Origin of the sequence: Stutzerimonas tarimensis (assembly GCF_042648805.1) — a bacterium.
In the GTDB taxonomy this organism is placed as follows: Bacteria; Pseudomonadota; Gammaproteobacteria; order Pseudomonadales; family Pseudomonadaceae; genus Azomonas; species Azomonas tarimensis.
Genome location: NZ_JBHRXZ010000029.1, coordinates 68,231 through 80,434 on the forward strand (window position 1 = coordinate 68,231; position 12,204 = coordinate 80,434).

Annotated in this window: 14 protein-coding genes; 12 read left to right on the plus strand and 2 right to left on the minus strand. The window is 63.7% G+C overall.

The window, feature by feature from the left end; genetic code table 11:
* Window positions 1-2: 2 nt before the first annotated feature.
* Window positions 3-962: a 50S ribosomal protein L3 N(5)-glutamine methyltransferase gene (gene prmB / locus ACFOMF_RS17550; protein WP_386367307.1), complete on the plus strand. Its 960-nt coding sequence runs from the start codon at window positions 3-5 to the stop codon at window positions 960-962.
* Here the strand turns inward: prmB and ACFOMF_RS17555 are convergent.
* The gene (locus tag ACFOMF_RS17555) at window positions 936-1,703 is read right to left on the minus strand and encodes a hypothetical protein (protein ID WP_386367309.1); all 768 of its coding nucleotides are present in this window, start codon (window positions 1,701-1,703) and stop codon (window positions 936-938) included. The two genes, prmB and ACFOMF_RS17555, sit on opposite strands and share 27 nt — an antisense overlap.
* A 175-nt stretch (window positions 1,704-1,878) precedes the next feature.
* On the opposite strand from ACFOMF_RS17555, the gene aroC reads away from it, so the two are divergent.
* The 7 genes from aroC to ACFOMF_RS17590 all read left to right on the plus strand — a co-directional run bounded on the left by aroC (window position 1,879) and on the right by ACFOMF_RS17590 (window position 6,628).
* Window positions 1,879-2,970, plus strand: a complete 1,092-nt coding sequence (aroC, locus tag ACFOMF_RS17560) for a chorismate synthase (RefSeq protein WP_386367311.1) — start codon at window positions 1,879-1,881, stop codon at window positions 2,968-2,970.
* Window positions 2,971-3,075: 105 nt separating this feature from the next.
* A complete protein-coding gene (locus ACFOMF_RS17565; protein WP_386367313.1) occupies window positions 3,076-4,227 on the plus strand; it encodes an MFS transporter in 1,152 nt (383 codons plus the stop codon).
* Window positions 4,224-4,844: a methylthioribulose 1-phosphate dehydratase gene (locus tag ACFOMF_RS17570; RefSeq protein ID WP_386367315.1), complete on the plus strand. Its 621-nt coding sequence runs from the start codon at window positions 4,224-4,226 to the stop codon at window positions 4,842-4,844. Before ACFOMF_RS17565 ends, ACFOMF_RS17570 begins: the two co-directional genes overlap by 4 nt.
* A 40-nt stretch (window positions 4,845-4,884) precedes the next feature.
* A complete protein-coding gene (locus tag ACFOMF_RS17575; protein ID WP_386367317.1) occupies window positions 4,885-5,430 on the plus strand; it encodes a 1,2-dihydroxy-3-keto-5-methylthiopentene dioxygenase in 546 nt (181 codons plus the stop codon).
* Window positions 5,431-5,434: 4 nt separating this feature from the next.
* Entirely contained in the window at window positions 5,435-6,118 is a 684-nt protein-coding gene (mtnC, locus tag ACFOMF_RS17580) for an acireductone synthase (protein WP_386367319.1), read from the plus strand.
* Between the two features lie 106 nt (window positions 6,119-6,224).
* Window positions 6,225-6,431 carry a PLD nuclease N-terminal domain-containing protein gene (locus tag ACFOMF_RS17585; RefSeq protein ID WP_386367321.1) on the plus strand — a complete coding sequence of 69 codons (207 nt, stop codon included), beginning with the start codon at window positions 6,225-6,227 and terminating at the stop codon, window positions 6,429-6,431.
* 5 nt (window positions 6,432-6,436) lie between these two features.
* The gene (locus ACFOMF_RS17590) at window positions 6,437-6,628 is read left to right on the plus strand and encodes a PLDc N-terminal domain-containing protein (RefSeq protein WP_386367323.1); all 192 of its coding nucleotides are present in this window, start codon (window positions 6,437-6,439) and stop codon (window positions 6,626-6,628) included.
* Window positions 6,629-6,784: 156 nt separating this feature from the next.
* Here the strand turns inward: ACFOMF_RS17590 and ACFOMF_RS17595 are convergent, their stop codons facing one another.
* Window positions 6,785-7,663, minus strand: a complete 879-nt coding sequence (locus ACFOMF_RS17595) for a DNA-3-methyladenine glycosylase family protein (protein WP_386367325.1) — start codon at window positions 7,661-7,663, stop codon at window positions 6,785-6,787.
* Between the two features lie 121 nt (window positions 7,664-7,784).
* Between ACFOMF_RS17595 and speE the strand changes: the two genes are divergently transcribed.
* The 4 genes from speE to ACFOMF_RS17615 all read left to right on the plus strand — a co-directional run bounded on the left by speE (window position 7,785) and on the right by ACFOMF_RS17615 (window position 12,097).
* Entirely contained in the window at window positions 7,785-8,645 is an 861-nt protein-coding gene (gene speE / locus ACFOMF_RS17600; protein WP_386367327.1) for a polyamine aminopropyltransferase, read from the plus strand.
* A gap of 292 nt (window positions 8,646-8,937) precedes the next feature.
* Window positions 8,938-10,356, plus strand: a complete 1,419-nt coding sequence (locus ACFOMF_RS17605) for a circularly permuted type 2 ATP-grasp protein (RefSeq protein ID WP_386367329.1) — start codon at window positions 8,938-8,940, stop codon at window positions 10,354-10,356.
* Complete coding sequence (locus ACFOMF_RS17610; protein ID WP_386367331.1) at window positions 10,350-11,300, plus strand: alpha-E domain-containing protein; 951 nt, start codon at window positions 10,350-10,352, stop codon at window positions 11,298-11,300. Before ACFOMF_RS17605 ends, ACFOMF_RS17610 begins: the two co-directional genes overlap by 7 nt.
* Window positions 11,297-12,097 (plus strand): transglutaminase family protein, encoded by an 801-nt coding sequence (locus tag ACFOMF_RS17615; protein WP_386367333.1) that lies wholly within the window; start codon window positions 11,297-11,299, stop codon window positions 12,095-12,097. Before ACFOMF_RS17610 ends, ACFOMF_RS17615 begins: the two co-directional genes overlap by 4 nt.
* Window positions 12,098-12,204 lie beyond the last annotated feature (107 nt).

The window sequence follows — 12,204 nt, forward strand, 5'->3', positions numbered from 1 at the left end:
CCTTGATCTCCTCTGATTCTCGATTGCGTACCTTGCGTGACTACATCCGCTGGGCTGTAAGCCGCTTCGAGGCCGAACAGCTGTTTTTCGGCCATGGCACCGACAATGCCTGGGACGACGCCCGACAACTGGTGCTCGGCGCGCTGCACCTGCCCTGGGAGATTGCCGACAGCTATCTGGATTGCCGTCTCGAAACGGACGAATGCGAGCATCTGCAGGAGCTGCTGCGACGGCGTATCGAGGAGCGCGTGCCGACGGCCTACCTGATCGGCCAGGCGTGGTTCTGTGGTCTGCCGTTCCTGGTGGACGAGCGGGTACTGATTCCGCGCTCGCCCTTCGCCGAATTGATCGGCCATCGCTTCGATCCCTGGCTTCCCGTCAGACCCAGGCGAATCCTGGATCTGTGCACCGGCTCGGGCTGCATCGGTATCGCCAGCGCCTACCGTTTCGAGAACGCCGAGGTGCTGTTGGCCGATATTTCCTTCGATGCGCTGGAAGTGGCCAATCACAACATCGAGCAGCATGGGCTTGAAGAGCGTGTGCATACCGTGCAGAGCGATGGTTTCGACGGTCTGCCGGGCCAGCGTTTCGACCTGATCCTGTGCAATCCGCCTTACGTGGATGCCGAGGATTTTGCCGACATGCCGGGCGAATTCGTGCATGAGCCGGCCATCGCGCTGGCCTGTGGCGACGACGGGCTTGACCTGGTCCGCAGAATCCTGGCCGAGGCGGCCGACCACCTGACCGAACAGGGCCTGCTGTTCGTCGAGGTAGGCAATAGCCAGGTACATGTCGAGGCGCTGTATCCGGAAGTGGATTTTACCTGGATGGCCTTCAGCGAAGGCGGGCACGGGGTATTCCTGCTCGGCGCCGCCCAGTGCCGGCAGCATCAGGCATTGTTTGCCTCGCGGGTAACGCCGGACGGGGCGGAGGCCTCAGCGGGTGGCGATCCAGATCAGTAACCCGGCCTGGAATAGCGCAAAGGCAATCAGGCAGAGGATGGTGAAGCGCAGCGTACCGTCTTGCTGCTGAAAGCGAGTCACCCGCTCTTGCTGTCGACGTATCTGCGCATCCTGCTCGAGGAGCTGCTGGTTAGCCTGTTCCAGCATGAGGGCAGCGTCCTGCTGGCTGATCATCTGGACCTTTTCCTTGTTCCACCCGGCAAGGAGGGCGGCCACCGAGCGAGCCTGGCAAAACGGGGGCTGGTTCGCCTCGGTTGGTACTTCCAGCTCGAAACCCTGGGCAAGCAGGCAGTGGTCGCGACGTTGGCGCGCCTGGCCCTGCAGCGGCAGCACTGCAAGGGGGCAAGGCTCCACCCGGTAGTGAGGCCAGCGTTGCTGGGCCCAGCCGGCGGCCTGACCCAGCAGGAACCTGGCCAGCCCACGGTTGGGCAGGCTCAGCTGCAACCCCCGTTCGAGGCCGAAGCGTACGCTGCGCGTCCGATGGTCGATCCACAGTTCAAGCAGGTCATGGCCGCGTATGCCGGGGTTTCCGGGGATGCGGATGCTCAGGCGCAGCAGGCTTTCGGTTTCGGCATGCCGCTCCACCTGGCCGAACTCGACGAAGCGCAAGGGACGAGGACCTTCGCTGGCGGTGGTCTGCAGGGGTGCCAGGCGCAGCAGGGTCAGGCGTTCCGCAGGCAGGTCGGCCCAGGGATGCGGGGCGGTTTCGGTCGCTTCGACGGCGGGAGTGGCTTCGGTCATGATGTCGGTCTTGTCGGGTCCTTTCGGGGGGTATCGGCCGCAGGCCGGCTGTCCTGAGCCTCTGATGGAAGACTCGGTGGCCCGTGAGGGGCTGCCCATTGAAGGAAGCGGCCAGCACGGGATGAGTCGAGTATACTGCCGGGCCTTTCGATGAGGTCCTCGTGGAGCGTCCTGCATGTCCGGCAATACCTACGGCAAGCTGTTCACCGTCACCACCGCGGGCGAAAGCCATGGTCCGGCGCTGGTCGCCATCGTCGACGGCTGTCCGCCGGGCCTGGAGCTGTCCGTGGCCGACCTGCAGCGCGACCTGGACCGGCGCAAGCCGGGCACCAGCCGCCACACCACCCAGCGCCAGGAAGCCGACGAGGTCGAGATCCTGTCCGGTGTGTTCGAGGGCAAGACCACCGGCTGCCCCATCGGCCTGCTGATTCGCAACACCGATCAGAAGTCCAAGGACTACTCGGCAATCAAGGATCTGTTTCGCCCGGCGCACGCCGACTACAGCTATCACCACAAGTACGGGATTCGCGACTACCGCGGCGGTGGGCGTAGCTCGGCGCGCGAGACCGCCATGCGTGTGGCGGCCGGGGCCATCGCCAAGAAGTACCTGGCCCGTCTCGGCATCCAGGTGCGTGGCTACATGAGCCAGCTCGGTCCGATCGAAATCTCCTTCAAGAGCTGGGACAGCGTCGAACAGAACGCCTTTTTTTCGCCTGATCCGGACAAGGTCGCTGAACTGGAAACCTATATGGACCAGCTGCGCCGTGACCAGGACTCGGTCGGGGCGAAGATCACCGTGGTGGCCGAGGGCGTCCCGCCCGGGCTTGGCGAGCCGATCTTCGACCGACTGGACGCCGACCTGGCCCATGGGCTGATGAGCATCAACGCGGTGAAGGGTGTCGAGATTGGCGCCGGCTTCGCCAGCGTGGCCCAGCGCGGCACCGAGCACCGTGACGAGCTCACCCCCGAAGGCTTTCTCTCGAACAACGCCGGCGGCGTCCTTGGGGGCATCTCCTCGGGGCAGCCCATCGTTGCCCACCTGGCGCTCAAGCCCACCTCCAGCATCACCACGCCGGGACGCTCGATCGACATGGGTGGCCAGCCGGTGGAGTTGATCACCAAGGGCCGCCACGATCCCTGCGTAGGCATCCGTGCCACGCCCATCGCCGAGGCGATGATGGCCATCGTGCTGATGGACCAGTTGCTCCGCCACCGCGGACAGAATGCCGACGTGCGGGTGGAAACACCGGTGCTGGGGCAGCTCTGAAACACCGCGCCTGCAGCGCGAGGCTGAACGCTGGAGGCTGGACGATTATGGACCGCTTTTTCGTCCAGCCTCCGGCCCTGGGCGTCCGGCTTTCCCGCGTCGACCATGACTGACCGGCTTCCGTATTGGCGCCTCTCCGGCTTCTATCTCTTCTACTTCGCCCTGCTGGGTGCGACGGCGCCATTCTTCGGCCTGTATTTCGCGCACCTGGGGTTTTCCCCCGAACGCATCGGCGAGCTGCTGGCGATTCCCATGCTGATGCGCTGCGTGGCGCCGAACCTCTGGGGCTGGCTGGGTGACGTCAGTGGGCGACGCCTGGCCATCGTTCGTTTTGGTGCGCTCTGCACCCTGCTGTCCTTTGCACTGATCTTTGTCGAACGCAGCTTTGCCTGGCTGGCCCTGGTGATGGCGCTGCATGCGTTTTTCTGGCATGCGGTGCTGCCGCAGTTCGAGGTGATCACCCTGGCCCATCTGCGCGAGCAGGCGGCGCGTTACAGCCAGTTGAGGCTATGGGGGAGTGTCGGCTTCATCCTCGCGGTGTCCGGGCTTGGCATGCTGTTCGAGCGGCTTGGCATGCAGGCCTGGCCCTGGGCTATCGTGGCGATCATGAGCGGTATCCTTCTGGCCAGCCTCTGGGTGCCCAACGCCCAGCCCGAGGCGCGTTCCGACCGGCGCGCGCGCGGCGGCTTCATTCGCCAACTGCGCCAGCCGGGCGTGCTGGCTTTTTTTGCCTGTGTCGCGCTGATGCAGCTGTCCCATGGCCCTTACTACACCTTCATGAGCATCCATCTCGAAGCGCTGGGCTATGGCCGTGGTGTCATCGGATTGCTCTGGTCGCTGGGTGTACTCGCCGAGATCCTGCTGTTCATGGTGATGAGCAAGGTACTGGCGCGTTTCAGCCTGCGGGCGATCCTCTCCGCCAGTTTCGTGATCGCCGTGGTGCGCTGGCTGCTGCTGGGGCACCTCGCCGACGAGTTGGCCATCCTGCTGCTGGCGCAACTGATGCACGCCGCGACTTTCGGTGCCTTTCACGTGGCATCGATTCATTTCATCCAGCGCAGCTTCGCTGCCGGTCAACAGGGCCAGGGACAGGCACTGTACGCCACCCTCTCGGGCATCGGCGGGGCGCTGGGTGCACTTTATGCCGGCTACAGCTGGACGCGCCTCGGTCCCTCGTGGACTTTTGCCCTGGCCAGTCTGGCGGCGCTGGTCGCAGCCGTTATCATTGCCACTCGATTGAGCGAGGAACGGGCATGACTGCCACACGTGAACACTTGTCGCAGGCGATCATCAACGCCGGACGCTTTCTCTATGGCCGTGGCTGGTCGCCAGCCACCAGCAGCAACTATTCCGCCCGCCTGACCAGTGCCGAGGTGCTGCTGACCGTCTCGGGCAAGCACAAGGGCGAGCTGGGCATGGACGATCTGCTCGCGGTGGACATGGCCGGCCAGAGTCTCGAAGAGGGCAAGACGCCTTCCGCCGAAACCCTGTTGCATACCCAGCTGTATCGCTGGAAGCCGGAAATCGGCGCGGTCCTGCATACCCATTCGGTCAACGCGACGGTGCTGTCGCGCCTGTGCCTGAGCGATTCGCTGGTGTTTGCCGACTATGAGCTGCAAAAGGCCTTCAGAGGCATCACTACCCATGAAAGCCAGGTCGAAGTGCCCGTTTTCGACAACGATCAGGACATCGTGCGTTTGGCCGCCCGGGTGCAACCCTGGCTCGACAGTCATCCCGACTGCGTCGGCTACCTGATTCGCGGGCACGGGCTCTATACCTGGGGGCAGGGCATGCAGGACACGCTGCGACAGATCGAGGCGTTCGAATTTCTTTTCGAATGCGAACTGAAAATGCGAGCCCTGCAGGCCCGCTAGAGACCTACAAGCCCTGCAGTTGCAGTGGCGGAGACCTTACATGAGCTATCTCAGCGTCTATCACCAATCGTCCCCCGAGCAGCCGAGCAAGGTGCTCACCCATGTCGAAGACATCGCCTCGACCCTGGCTGAGGTCGGTGTGCGCTTCGAGCGTTGGCAGGCGGCCGCACCGATTGCTCCGGGTGCGAGCCCGGAAGAGGTGATTGGCGCTTACCGTCACGAGATCGACAAGCTGATGAGCGAGCGCGGCTATGTCACGGTAGATGTGATCAGTCTGGATCGCGATCACCCGCAAAAGGCTGAACTACGCGCCAAGTTTCTCGAGGAGCACCGCCATGCCGAGGACGAAGTACGTTTTTTCGTGGCAGGGCGCGGCTTGTTCACCCTGCACATCGGGGACTACGTCTATAGCGTGCTGTGCGAGAAGAACGACCTGATCTCGGTGCCGGCGGGTACGCCACACTGGTTCGACATGGGAGAGAACCCCCATTTCGTCGCCATCCGCCTGTTCAACAACCCCGAGGGTTGGGTCGCCCAGTTTACCGGCGAGGACATCGCAGGCCGTTTCCCGCGGCTGGAGGACTGAGCAAATGGCGGTAAAGGCGATCCTGACCGACATCGAGGGCACCACCAGCGCCGTGAGTTTCGTCTTCGACGTCCTGTTTCCCTATGCCCGGCGACATCTTCCGGGTTTTGTTCGCGAACGGGCCGGGACCCCGGAAGTAGCGGCGCAGCTGGATGCTGTGCTGGGCGAAAGTGGCGAGCCCGGCGTCGACCTCGATCGGGCGATCGACATTCTGCTGCAATGGATCGACAGCGACCGCAAGGCGACCCCCCTGAAAGCGTTGCAGGGCATGATCTGGCAGCAGGGCTACGAGGCCGGCGAACTCAAGGGGCATGTCTACCCCGACGCGGTGAAGGCCCTGCAGGCCTGGCATGGCGAGGGATACGGGCTTTATGTGTATTCCTCTGGTTCGATCCAGGCGCAGAAGCTGATCTTTGGCTGTTCGGAAGCCGGCGATCTCACATCGCTGTTTTCAGGCTATTTCGACACCACCTCCGGCCACAAGCGCGAGGCCGCTTCCTACCGGCGTATCGCCGAGACGATCGGGGTGCCGCCCGGGGATGTGCTGTTTCTCTCGGACGTGGTCGAGGAACTCGACGCCGCAGCCGAGACCGGCATGAAGACCTGTGGCCTGGCGCGCCAGGGCGGCGAGTTGGCAGGCCATCCGACGGTGACAGCCTTCGACACCATCTATCCGGCGAGCTTCTGAATTCCTGAACCCGTTCCGTTCCTGTGCATCGTACCCATAAGCCCGGTGTGAAACTGCGGTTGATCCGCTTTGCACCGGGCATTCCTGCACAAGAGAGGTAAAGGTTATGGAAGCGTTTGGCGGATTTTTCGGCCTGCTCATTCTCGCTTTGAACATCTGGGCGATTGCCAATGTGGTGCGCAGCTCCACCGACACCGGCAAGAAGGTCCTGTGGGTACTGCTGATCCTGATCATGCCGGTCATTGGCCTGATCATCTGGGGATTCATGGGGCCACGAGGGATCAATGTGGATGACCGCGACCGCGTCAGCTGACAGCCATGGGGCTTGCAAGCGAGTGGCTGGCATATCTGGTGATCGTGCTGGACGTGCTGGCCATCGTGCATGTCTGCATGAGCCGGATAGGCACCGGTCGCAAGGTGGTCTGGAGCCTGGTCATCATCCTCTTGCCGGTGGTGGGGTTGGTGATGTGGGTCATGGCGGCGATGCATTACAAGAAGGTCCGCCTGTGAAGGGGCAGGCGACTGTTCTTGTGTTTCCTGCGGGCTCTGGCGGTTGCCGGGCTCTAGCGCTGGGGTGAGCTGCCGCGGACAAAGGGCATCGAGCGCGCCCCTTTGCGCGTTGCCCTGGCTCCGCCCTCCAAGGGTGCTGGCCAGGGTGCCGACGCCCTAGCCGCCTCTGGCATAGGCATGCCAGAGATGGATGGCAGCATACCCCCGGTAGGGTCTCCATGATTCGGCGCGGCTGGTCAGTTCGCGGACGCTGAGCCCCCGCGGCCCCCATAGCGGCGCCTTGATCAGCCCCAGGTCGGACGCGGGGAAGGCGTCCGCTTCGCCAAATCCGCGCAAGGCGATGTACTCGGCGGTCCAGGGCCCGATGCCAGGCAGTTCGCACAGGCGCCTGACAAAGGCCTCGTGTCCTTCATCGGCGTGCAGCTCCAGGGCGCCATCGGCCACTGCTGCGGCCAGGCCCTGCAGGGCGGCAAGTCGCTTGGCGGGCATGCCGATCTTGTCCAGGGTGGCGCCGGCGATCGCCTGTGCCGTGGGGAACAGCCGGGTCAGCAAAGGCATCTGGGGATCGCTCAGCGGTTCGCCCAGGCGATCCACCAGTCGGCGGGTGATGGTGACCGCGGCCTTGACCGAAACCTGCTGCCCGATGATGGCACGAACTGCCTGCTCGAACGGATCGAACGCAGCCGGCAGGCGCAGCCCCGGATGGGCCGCCACCTGGGCCCCGAGCGCCGGGTCGGCAGAGAAGTGTCGCACCAGCTCCGCCGGGTCCCGGTCCAGATCGAACATCTTGCGCACGCGCGCACTGATGACCAGTTCCTCGGCACGTACCGAATCGCTGAGCCGTAGGATCAGTGCTGGACGCTCGGCCAGGGGCTGCACCGCGAGCCAACCCGGATTGCCGTTGACATGCAGGGTGCGGCTGTAGGCGGTCTCGTCGAGCTTCTCGACGCCAGGCAGCAGGCGCAGGGCGAAATGTTGCTGGAATTGTCCCCAGTCCCAGGGCGGTTGATAGGGGAGGTGGATCAGGCGACTCATCTGTTTACCCAAGGTGGAATGGCGGCCCGCCGGTGGTTCCTGTCATCCAGCTCGTCGTAGAATGCCGGGCCTTTGCGTGGGCGCTTCGATGCGCTTTGGACCTTCCAAGACGGGATATAGCATGCGTGACTATCAGGAAACCCTCTACGAGGGATACGGCCAGCGGTTTCAGGTCGACAAGATGCTGCATGAGGTACGCACCGGACATCAGCATCTGGTGATATTCGAAAATGCCCGCATGGGCCGCGTCATGGCGCTGGATGGGGTGATACAGACCACCGAGGCCGACGAATTCATCTATCACGAGATGCTCACCCACGTACCGCTGTTCACCCATGGGTTGGCGCGGCGGGTGCTCATCATCGGTGGCGGCGATGGCGGCATTCTGCGTGAAGTGGCCAAGCATCGCGACGTCGAAAGCATCACCATGGTGGAGATCGATGGCACCGTGGTTGAGATGTGCAGGGAATTCCTGCCCAACCACTCCAAGGGTGCCTTCGACGATCCACGATTGAATCTGGTGATCGACGACGGCATGCGCTTCCTCACCAGTACCGAGGAAACCTTCGACGTCATCATTTCCGACTCCACCGATCCCATCGGTCCGGGGGAGGTGCTGTTCTCGGAAAACTTCTACCAGGCCTGCCGTCGTTGCCTGAACGTGGGCGGGATTCTGGTGACCCAGAACGGCACGCCTTTCATGCAGCTCGGCGGGGTGCAGAGCACTGCGCAGCGCATGAACGGACTTTTCGCTGACTGGCATTTCTACCAGGCGGCAGTGCCCACCTACATTGGCGGCGCCATGACTTTTGCCTGGGGCGCCTGCGACAGCGAAAGCCGCAAGTTGCCACTGAGCACGCTGCGCCAGCGCTATGCGGGTAGCGGAATCCTCACCCGGTACTACAATCCCGAAGTGCATCAGGGCGCCTTTGCGCTGCCGCAATATGTCCTGCAGGCCATTCGCAAGGCATCCAACGACTGACCGAGCGCGCCCCTGCCGGGCGTGCTGCGCTGGCTGATCCTGTCTCAGGTCAGCACGAACGCCCTCAAGGCTGGCATGGTCTCAATGTCAGTACTGTCAGCCTCGACATCTCGCCGGACCGAGCGGTCGAGGCGCTCCGGTTTGGTGCAGCCTTGTGCACCTTCCTGAAGGTTAGTGCTACAAAGCTGTGCGCTGTCCCTTTCACGACAACGCTCCGCCGGGCGCAGGAAGAAGCATGCGAATGGCATATTCCTTGCGTCGACTAAGGGATTCCGAGGGCTAGGAGTTGGGCATGAGTCGCAGTTTTTACAATGAGATGTACGACGCGAACGGGGAGTGCCGCCCCCATTATCGGGCATTCGCTCAATGGTTGGCCGAAACACCACCGGAATTGCTGGCTCAGCGTCGCCGCGAGGCCGACCTGCTGTTTCACCGCGCCGGTATCACCTTCACGCTTTACGGTGACGAGCAGGGCACCGAGCGCCTGATCCCCTTCGACATCATTCCGCGCAGCATTCCGGTCAGTGAGTGGCGCATGGTCGAGGCGGGTTGCCTGCAGCGCGTGCAAGCGCTGAACATGTTTCTCGACGACCTCTACCACGACCAGCGCATCCTCAAATCCGGACTGATCCCACCAGAGCAGGTCCTGGCCAACGATTGCTACCAGCTCGCCATGCAGGGGCTGGATCTTCATCGCAACGTCTATGCCCACATTGCCGGCGTCGACCTGGTGCGCGACGGCGACGGCACCTACTACGTGCTCGAAGACAACCTGCGCACGCCCAGTGGCGTCAGCTACATGCTCGAAGACCGCAAGATGATGATGCGGCTGTTCCCCGAGCTGTTCGCTGCCCAGCGCATCGCGCCGATCAACCATTACCCGGCGCTGTTGCTCGAAACACTCAAGAGCGCCAGCCCGATGGATAATCCATGCGTCGTGGTGCTGACCCCGGGCCGCTACAACAGCGCCTATTTCGAGCACGCCTTCCTGGCGCGCGAAATGGGGGTGGAGCTTGTGGAAGGGGCTGACCTCTTCGCCCGCGACAACCGCATCTACATGCGTACCACTGCCGGTGCGCGCCAGGTGGACGTGATCTACCGCCGCGTGGATGACGCCTTCCTCGACCCTCTCGCATTCAACCCCGACTCCATGCTGGGTGTCCCAGGCCTGCTGGCCGCCTACCGCAGTGGCAATCTGGTGCTGGCCAACGCCATCGGTACCGGCGTGGCCGACGACAAATCGATCTACCCCTACGTGCCGGACATGATCCGCTTCTACCTGAGCGAGGAGCCGATCCTGGCCAACGTGCCCACCTGGCAGTGCCGCAAGCCGGAGGACCTGTCCCATGTGCTGGCCCACCTGCCCGAGCTGGTGGTCAAGGAAACCCAAGGCTCCGGCGGCTACGGCATGCTCGTCGGTCCGGCCGCGACCCAGGCGGAGCTCGAGAGTTTTCGCGCCCGCTTGCAGGCACGCCCGGAGCTGTATATCGCCCAGCCCACCCTGTGCCTGTCGACCTGCCCGACCTTTGTCGAGAGCGGCATCGCGCCGCGGCACATCGACCTTCGGCCCTTCGTACTCACCGGCAAGGAAACCCGGCTGGTCCCCGGCGGTCTGACCCGCGTGGCGCTGCGTGAAGGCTCGCTGGTGGTGAATTCGTCGCAGGGCGGCGGAACCAAAGATACATGGATTGTGGAGGACAGCGAATGCTGAGCCGTACTGCCGACGACCTCTACTGGATGTCGCGTTACCTGGAGCGGGCGGAAAACCTCGCGCGGATGCTGGACGTGAGCTATTCACTGTCGCTGATGCCGCAGAGCGGCCGCGGCGACGGGCTCGACGAACTGGCCATGCCCCTGCTCATCACCGGTACCCAGGATGAATACCTGCGCCGTCATGGCCAGCTGCATGCCGACCGGATGCTGCACTTCTTCGCCTTGGACGCCGAGAATCCGGCGAGCGTCTTCAACTGCCTCGGGGCGGCCCGGGTCAGCGCCCATGCCGTGCGTGGGCGTATCACTGCCGACATGTGGGAAAACATCAACGCCAGTTGGCTGGAGATCCGCACCATCTCCGAACAGGGACTTGGCCGCTACGGCACCACCCGCTTCTGCGAGTGGGTCAAGGAGCGTTCCCATCTATTCCGCGGCGCCACGGTCGGCACCATCATGCGCAGCGACGCCTCGCGGTTCATTCGCCTGGGCACCTTCATCGAGCGCGCCGATAACACCCTGCGGCTGCTGGATGCGCGCTACGAGCTGCTCGGCGAGGACAGCGAAGACCCGGATGACCGTTCCGCCCGCGCTTACTACCAGTGGAGCGCCTTGCTGCGGGCTCTTTCCTCGTTCGAGGCCTTCGCCGAGCTCTACCGGGGCTCGCCGCGCGCGCGCAAGGTGGCCGAGATGCTCTTGCTGCGTGAAGAGGTCCCGCGCTCACTGCGCGCCTGCCTGGAGGAGTTGCATTCGATTCTCGCCAGTCTGCCTGGCGACAACGGTCGGCCTGCCCAGCGGCTGGCGGCGGAAATGGAAGCGCGGGTTCGCTATACCGTGATCAACGAGGTATTCGAGCAGGGCATGCATGACTGGATCACCGAGCAGATCGATACCCTCGGGCGGTTGGGTAACGCTATCCACAGTTCCTACCTGGAGATCGCATGAGAATCTCGATCAGCCATGACACCACCTACCTCTACGAGCACAAGGTTCGCGGCAGCATCCAGTACCTGCGCCTCACGCCGCACGAAAGCACCCGTCAGCATGTGATCCAGTGGGACCTGGACCTGCCGCGCCCGGTGCGGCCGCAGTTGGACGCCTATGGAAACATTCTGCATGTGCTGTCCATGGACGAGCCGCACAACCAGATCCTCATCCATGCCCGCGGGTTGGTGGAGATCGACGTCAACTGCGAGGCCGAGGGCTACGATGGCTCACCGCTGCCCTTCCTGCGCTTCACGCCGCTGACTCAGCCGGACGATGCCCTGCGCCTGTTTGCCGCGCGCAATACCGCTGGCAAGCGAACTCGCGGCGCGCTGATCGACCTGATGATGGCGCTGCGCGAGCACATGTCCTACACGCCTGGCTCCACCGGCGTCGAGAGTACTGCCGCCGAGGCCTTTGCTGGCCGCGCCGGGGTCTGCCAGGATCACAGCCATGCCTTCCTCGCCTGCGCCCGCAGCCTCGGCATTCCGGCGCGCTACATTTCCGGCTACCTGTTCACCGACGATGCGGAGCATCTGGCCAGCCACGCCTGGGTCGAGGCCTGGGTTGAGGATGCCTGGTACAGCTTTGACGTGACCAACGGCCTCGCCAGACCGGAGCGGCACCTCAAGCTGGCGGTGGGCCAGGATTATCTGGATGCCTGCCCGATCCGTGGGGTGCGGCGTGGCGGCGGGGTCGAGCGAATGCATGCGAAGGTGCTGGTGTCGCCTGGAGAAGTGCATATCCAGGAGCAGTAGCAGGGCAGGTTTCGCGGGTGAGGCCGGCAGACGACCGGAATACGGTTTTCATTGACGCCATATCGACGGCGCTGGGTGAGTACAGTATGGTCTGCCTGCTTAATTCT

What these genes read in the sequence shown, in the direction of transcription:
- ACFOMF_RS17610 (WP_386367331.1), top strand. Translation starts at nt 10,350, where the DNA reads ATGCTGAGCCGTACTGCCGACGACCTCTACTGGATGTCGCGTTACCTG.
- ACFOMF_RS17595 (WP_386367325.1), bottom strand. Translation starts at nt 7,663, where the DNA reads ATGAGTCGCCTGATCCACCTCCCCTATCAACCGCCCTGGGACTGGGGA.
- ACFOMF_RS17585 (WP_386367321.1), top strand. Translation starts at nt 6,225, where the DNA reads ATGGAAGCGTTTGGCGGATTTTTCGGCCTGCTCATTCTCGCTTTGAAC.
- ACFOMF_RS17615 (WP_386367333.1), top strand. Translation starts at nt 11,297, where the DNA reads ATGAGAATCTCGATCAGCCATGACACCACCTACCTCTACGAGCACAAG.
- aroC (WP_386367311.1), top strand. Translation starts at nt 1,879, where the DNA reads ATGTCCGGCAATACCTACGGCAAGCTGTTCACCGTCACCACCGCGGGC.
- mtnC (WP_386367319.1), top strand. Translation starts at nt 5,435, where the DNA reads ATGGCGGTAAAGGCGATCCTGACCGACATCGAGGGCACCACCAGCGCC.
- speE (WP_386367327.1), top strand. Translation starts at nt 7,785, where the DNA reads ATGCGTGACTATCAGGAAACCCTCTACGAGGGATACGGCCAGCGGTTT.
- ACFOMF_RS17590 (WP_386367323.1), top strand. Translation starts at nt 6,437, where the DNA reads ATGGGGCTTGCAAGCGAGTGGCTGGCATATCTGGTGATCGTGCTGGAC.
- ACFOMF_RS17605 (WP_386367329.1), top strand. Translation starts at nt 8,938, where the DNA reads ATGAGTCGCAGTTTTTACAATGAGATGTACGACGCGAACGGGGAGTGC.
- ACFOMF_RS17575 (WP_386367317.1), top strand. Translation starts at nt 4,885, where the DNA reads ATGAGCTATCTCAGCGTCTATCACCAATCGTCCCCCGAGCAGCCGAGC.
- ACFOMF_RS17555 (WP_386367309.1), bottom strand. Translation starts at nt 1,703, where the DNA reads ATGACCGAAGCCACTCCCGCCGTCGAAGCGACCGAAACCGCCCCGCAT.
- ACFOMF_RS17570 (WP_386367315.1), top strand. Translation starts at nt 4,224, where the DNA reads ATGACTGCCACACGTGAACACTTGTCGCAGGCGATCATCAACGCCGGA.
- ACFOMF_RS17565 (WP_386367313.1), top strand. Translation starts at nt 3,076, where the DNA reads ATGACTGACCGGCTTCCGTATTGGCGCCTCTCCGGCTTCTATCTCTTC.